This is a genomic window from Fumia xinanensis (assembly GCF_014384905.1).
GTDB classification, from domain to species: Bacteria; Bacillota; Clostridia; order Oscillospirales; family Ruminococcaceae; genus Fumia; species Fumia xinanensis.
Window position 1 is genome coordinate 1 of the sequence record NZ_JACRSV010000010.1, and the last position, 5,378, is coordinate 5,378.

Consider the following 5,378-nt stretch of genomic DNA (forward strand, 5'->3'; position numbering starts at 1 on the left):
CGTCAAGTATAAGGGAGTGCCTTTTTGGTGTCAATATCTACACCTCACTCCCTCTCGCCTTGACCGCTAATCTTATCAATGAAGTATTTTACCTTTTTCTTCGTACCGACAAACTGAAATTTATCTTAGAAATTACAGCAATGTTATTTTGATAAACTTTCAAGAATTGAAATATCATGCTTATCTTTATCTCTTAATTCATAACCTGAATGGAAAACTTTTTGGCCTTTTAAAGATATACAAGGAATTGTTTTGCCTTCAAAAAAAACACTACCAAAGTAATCTTTTTCAAACTCATACCATCCACCCTCTAAATCAGCTTGTTTTGAAGTTCCGTCCTCATTTAAAACGAACGGGTGAATGTCTAAGTAACCAAGTTCATCACTATATAACTCTATTCTAACCGGTTTCCAGTCTGTATCAATTTTATAGCCCAGATTCAAAAGCACATTTAACAATTTTTCCGTATGTTGAGCATCAAAATTTATATCTATATCTCTATGAATTCTTGTTTGTTTACCAGCTAAAATATCTACACCCCATCCGCCATCCAACCAGTATGTAATTCCAGTATTTTCGAATAATTCTATTACTTTCATTAAATCTTCTTTTGTTGTTATTTCTTTTCTACCCATACAAAGTCTCCTTTACAACTTCTATATAATTGTTTAGTTAAGTCAATATCAATATCTAATTGCCAAGGCTCAAAATCAAAAATCATGGTCATCACACTCCTTTTTAAAATTCCGATTTGTCGTTTTCTTTTTACTTACCAATCATACCATACAACAGCATAAGAAACACTAAGATATTGCAGACCATACCGCCCCAAAACAGGTACAGCTTCAAACCCTCATACCTAAAAAAGCTGTTTTTGCTTTCCTCCAGTTCCCGGACTTTCTGCTTCATTACGCTTGTAAGTGTATCAGACTGCTTCTCAAGGGCTTTTGTTGCCCTTTGTACAGCCTCTATATTCGCCTGTAATGCCTTTCTAACCTCTTGGACGGTACTTTCTCTAACCTCATCTCTCAGGCTCCCAATTTCGGCTGATATGGCGTTCTGAAGCAGTTCGTTGCCGTTCTCTAACTGCTCTACGTTCTTCTTCAGCTCGCTGATGAGCTGCCTGCTCAGTTCGGCGTCTCTCTGCCTGTTCTGCTCTGCCCTTGCTTGTCCTTGATTTGACTGCTTCATCAATTCCTCGCAGCTCTCGCTCGACAAAGCTAAGGCTTCCTTCAGCAGGCTGTTCTCCAGCTCTGTCCGGCTCTGTCGGTTCAGTTCTTGGAGCTGTTCTCTCGGACTTGCCTGCTCTGACTTCTGCTGTTCGTGCATTTCTCTCAAACTCATGCTCCAGTTCCTCCTTTCCAAAACCCATGTTATAGTATTTTTCCAGCTTATTATTACGAATTTTGCAAGCCTTTTCTCCTGCCTGTTCCCTGGCTAAGTCAGTATATGTGATGTACTTGTGGCTGTCCTGCCAGTCCACTCCGTACCCTCTTTCATTCATCAGCCGGATAAAGGTTTCCCGGCTGGTCGCTATTTCCTTACAGTCCAGGACTGCCAGGGCAATGTCCTGCACATAGCTTTTGACCTTTCCCTGCTCTGCCTGTTTCAAAAGCTGGTAGGTGTCTTTACTCCATGCCACTGTTTCCTCTCGTTCCGCTCCTTCAAAGGTCTTTCCCTTTTCCGGGACGTGCAGCCCCTGCTCTTGGCTCTGTGCGTTGCACCGCTCCTTCAGCTCCCGAAGGTCGGCACTGCTCCACTGGAGCTTGTGCCCGTCCTCAAAATTGACGGAATTGACGATAAAGTGCGTATGGATATGGTCTTTGTCCTTATGGGTAGCCACAAGCACCTCAAACCCTTTCCATGCCGGCGTATTCTCTGCAAGCTGTAAGGCGTTCCTGTGTGCCTGCTCCGGCGTGATTTTCTCGTCCTTATGGTAGCTCTGGACAAAATGCTTGTATGTCCTTCCCCCGGTTTTCTCCCATAGTTCCTTGGTAGCCTGCATTTCCTCCTTTGCTGTCTCTGCTTCACAATGCAAACCGCTGACAAGCTTCTCCTCTGTCTTTTCTTCTTTCGTCACATAATCAATCGCCTGTCCTATGCCTGCCTTTGAAGATACCGCCTTAATAACTGCCATACTTGCTTCAGCTCCTCCCCTTGTTCCCGCACCTCGGCTTCACTTGGCAGCACTCCGCCCTCATTACACCTCTTTGCTATCTGGTTGAGGTTGTTCCCGATCCGCTTCAGCTCCGGGATAAGTTCTTTGATACCGTCCGTATTCACGATCTGCTTCTCCAGCACACAGGAAAGGATATACTCCTGCTGGTTCTTCCCGCTCTGGAAAACCTTCTCCTGCAACTGCTGGTATTCTTCCTCGTTTACCCGGAAAGATAGCTGTTTCGGTCTTGTCTTGTTCATGGCTGCTTTCCCTCCAGTTCCCGGACAATGTTCTCTTTTCCCCGGATAACCTGCACATCGGCAAGGACTTTCGGGGTGTCCGTTGCAAGTCCTACCATTTTCCCGACACATAACTTAATACAGTACACGCTTTCCATGAGGTCTGCTTCGTCTGAAAAAGACGTTTCATAGTCGGCACTTCCGTCGGCATAGCTCTTTTTGATAATGGCGTGGTATCTGCCAATCTGAAACGCTCCTACTTTCATACCCTTTTCCCCCCTAATTCTCTTTCGTGCAAATCATCTGCGTATTCAAAACCATATTCCTGTGCGGCTATCTGCTCCAGCCTTGCCATGGTCTTTCTTGCCTCCCACTGTGCTTCTTCACTACGGGCTGTCTGAAAATCCAGCACTGCCAGATGATACTGATTTTCGATATACTTCTTGTCCATGATGACCTCACTTTCCCGATGGTAACACCACCGCATGACGAGCCTTCCGGCTCTGATTTAAGGGGGATTGAAGGGGGGCTTGCCACCCTCACAAGTTCTAAAGTGGTAATACTTTAGGGAACTTGCAATATATACGCTACACATATTATAGTATGGTGGTAGCACTTTTGTCAAGCGGATATATTCGTGCGTATATTCTGCCAAGAATATAGTGGAGCTTACTTCCTCTTGGGCGACTTTGGGAGTGTAGGAGGGAGACAGTCAAGGGCTTGTTTTTTATCTGCAGTATGAGCTTCGGCTTGCCGATCAGCGAGTACAGCAGATAAAAAATGGTCGCAGACTACCCTTTACTTTCTTCCGCCGGAACGGACAATGAAGCACAGGGGGAAGTAACGGAACGGACGGACAGCCGTTTTCCCCTCCGGCATGATAGCCAACAAAAAAGAGCGTCAAGGGTAAACTCTGCGGTCTTTCGACCGCCCTTGACACTCTTTTCCTTATGGCTCTGATGATAAACAAGGGAAAATGGCTTATTGTGGCATTTCTGCCTCTGTGGTATAATATCCAGCGTTGTCGCACCCAATCTGGCAACAGAAAGGGGGTGTACTCGTGGAAATTATTATATCCTTTTTGGTTTCCGTTATGGCAGGCGTAGCCAGCTACTACATCTGCAAATGGTTAGACGGAGACGACAGTGACAACTAACCTAAATGAAAGCCCCAGAGCTGCAACTCTGGGGCTTTCGCTTTGTGTACTCGTGGTACTATATCCTTTTTAGCTATCGCCATTATAGCATATTCAGATAGCCATTTCAAGTATGCCCTACTTCCACCACTTGTAAACGGTGGGCTTGCTCAATCCTGTCTCCCGTATGCAGTCTGCTTTCTTTCCTGCCGGGTGGCTCTCCTGCCATTCTCTGACTGTCTGCTCCGCTGTTCCACTCCCTTTTGGTCTACCCTCTTTTACTTCTTCTCCTAACTGCTTTTTTAAAGCTTTCATAGTATTCATAACCTTTACATGGTCTTTTTGCTTTCTGTAATTCCGCTTATTGGCTGGTATCGTAACCTTTGTGTTATCCTCTATCCATTCCCGGCTTGCTATCGTTGACAGCCTTTTTCTGTCCCCTTTCAATGCCCGGAGAGCGTCTTTCACATCTGCCCGGCTGAAATGGTTGTCCTCGTCCTCGGTAAGACTCTCTAAATGGTCCAGGAACGCATAGGCGTCTCTCCGTATCTTCTGCTCGGATATGCCACACTTCAAGCCATAAGAGCATAACGCCATAATGGAAAAGTAACGCCCTCCAGCTTTCACTTCCTCGGTTATTTTCCGTTTCCACCATTCATATAAAGCTTCATTACATACCCACGTACCGCCCTGCTTCTTACTTTTCTGCTTCGGCTCTCCCTGCACGATCCGCTTCTCATACCATTCCGGGTACAGCTCCTTTGCTTCTTCCAGCGTAACGGTACTTTTTCTTCTCGGCTTCTCATACAACGGAGCAAGGTCTACCTTACAGCTCGGTATGCTGGCTTTTATATCCTCCAGTGTGTAACGGTTCTCTGACAGCTTATAGGCTTTTACTGGGAAATCTGCACCCAGCTTCGACTGACTCCCCACACACCGGAAACCTTGATAAATACCGGTTATATCCGGGCTGTCCGGACGGATAGAGCTAGTATCATTCCATAGCCGCCGGATAAGAGCTTCTTTTAGCTCCGCAAGCACTTCTTCCCTGTTTCGATACAACTGAACCTGCTCCTGCAAGAAATAGTAAAGATGTACCCCCTTGCCGGAGCTGACAAGATAAGTCGGACGAAGCTGCACACCATTCCCAAACTGCTTTAACAGGTTCTTTAACTGCTGTTTGCCTACATAGTCCACATCCACCACCACCGCAAACAGCTCATGAGCGTTCTCTTTCGTGTGTGACTTTCCGTAAAAACTAATAGGCGGTATCAGCCCAAACCTATCCCCTATGACCTTATCCAGCATTTTCAGACTATCATCAATTACCCACTGCCGGGTTCTTCCCCTACCGGACGGTCTAATCTGTGTCGCTATAATATTGCCTTTTCCGTCCTCCGGCTCTTGCTGGAGACTGCCAGCCGGAAACAACTCCCGATAGAAATCATGAGGACTTACTTCCAGGTATCCCCTCTCCAGCATAAGGGCTTCTTTCTCCCGATAAGCAGACTTCCACTCATACCCTCTTTTATCTCTCCTTTTGGTGTATTTTGCCATAGTCTTTTTACACCTCACTCCCTCTCGCCTTGACCGCTAATCTTATCAATGAGTTTTTTTTACCTTTTTCCGTCAAGTATAAGGGAGTGCCTTTTTGGTGTCAATATCTACACCTCACTCCCTCTCGCCTTGACCGCTAATCTTATCAATGAGTTTTTTTTACCTTTTTTCGTCAAGTATAAGGGAGTGCCTTTTTGGTGTCAATATCTACACCTCACTCCCTCTCGCCTTGACCGCTAATCTTATCAATGAAGTATTTTACCTTTTTCTTCGTACCGACAAACTGAAA

Annotated in this window: 6 protein-coding genes; all 6 read right to left on the reverse strand. The window is 45.6% G+C overall.

Annotation, left to right across the window (positions count from 1 at the left end; genetic code table 11):
* Positions 1–143 precede the first annotated feature (143 nt).
* Entirely contained in the window at positions 144–635 is a 492-nt protein-coding gene (locus tag H8710_RS13245) for a nucleotidyltransferase domain-containing protein (protein WP_009263190.1), read from the reverse strand.
* A gap of 386 nt (positions 636–1,021) precedes the next feature.
* The gene (locus H8710_RS13250) at positions 1,022–2,137 is read right to left on the reverse strand and encodes a relaxase/mobilization nuclease domain-containing protein (protein WP_117699305.1); all 1,116 of its coding nucleotides are present in this window, start codon (positions 2,135–2,137) and stop codon (positions 1,022–1,024) included.
* Positions 2,098–2,418, reverse strand: a complete 321-nt coding sequence (locus H8710_RS13255; protein ID WP_117511031.1) for a MobC family plasmid mobilization relaxosome protein — start codon at positions 2,416–2,418, stop codon at positions 2,098–2,100. Before H8710_RS13255 ends, H8710_RS13250 begins: the two co-directional genes overlap by 40 nt.
* The gene (locus H8710_RS13260) at positions 2,415–2,663 is read right to left on the reverse strand and encodes a hypothetical protein (RefSeq protein ID WP_117511033.1); all 249 of its coding nucleotides are present in this window, start codon (positions 2,661–2,663) and stop codon (positions 2,415–2,417) included. Before H8710_RS13260 ends, H8710_RS13255 begins: the two co-directional genes overlap by 4 nt.
* Positions 2,660–2,884, reverse strand: coding sequence for a hypothetical protein (locus tag H8710_RS13265; protein ID WP_117511035.1), 225 nt, complete (start codon positions 2,882–2,884; stop codon positions 2,660–2,662). Before H8710_RS13265 ends, H8710_RS13260 begins: the two co-directional genes overlap by 4 nt.
* A gap of 786 nt (positions 2,885–3,670) precedes the next feature.
* The gene (locus H8710_RS13270; protein ID WP_117699306.1) at positions 3,671–5,089 is read right to left on the reverse strand and encodes a repa; all 1,419 of its coding nucleotides are present in this window, start codon (positions 5,087–5,089) and stop codon (positions 3,671–3,673) included.
* Positions 5,090–5,378 lie beyond the last annotated feature (289 nt).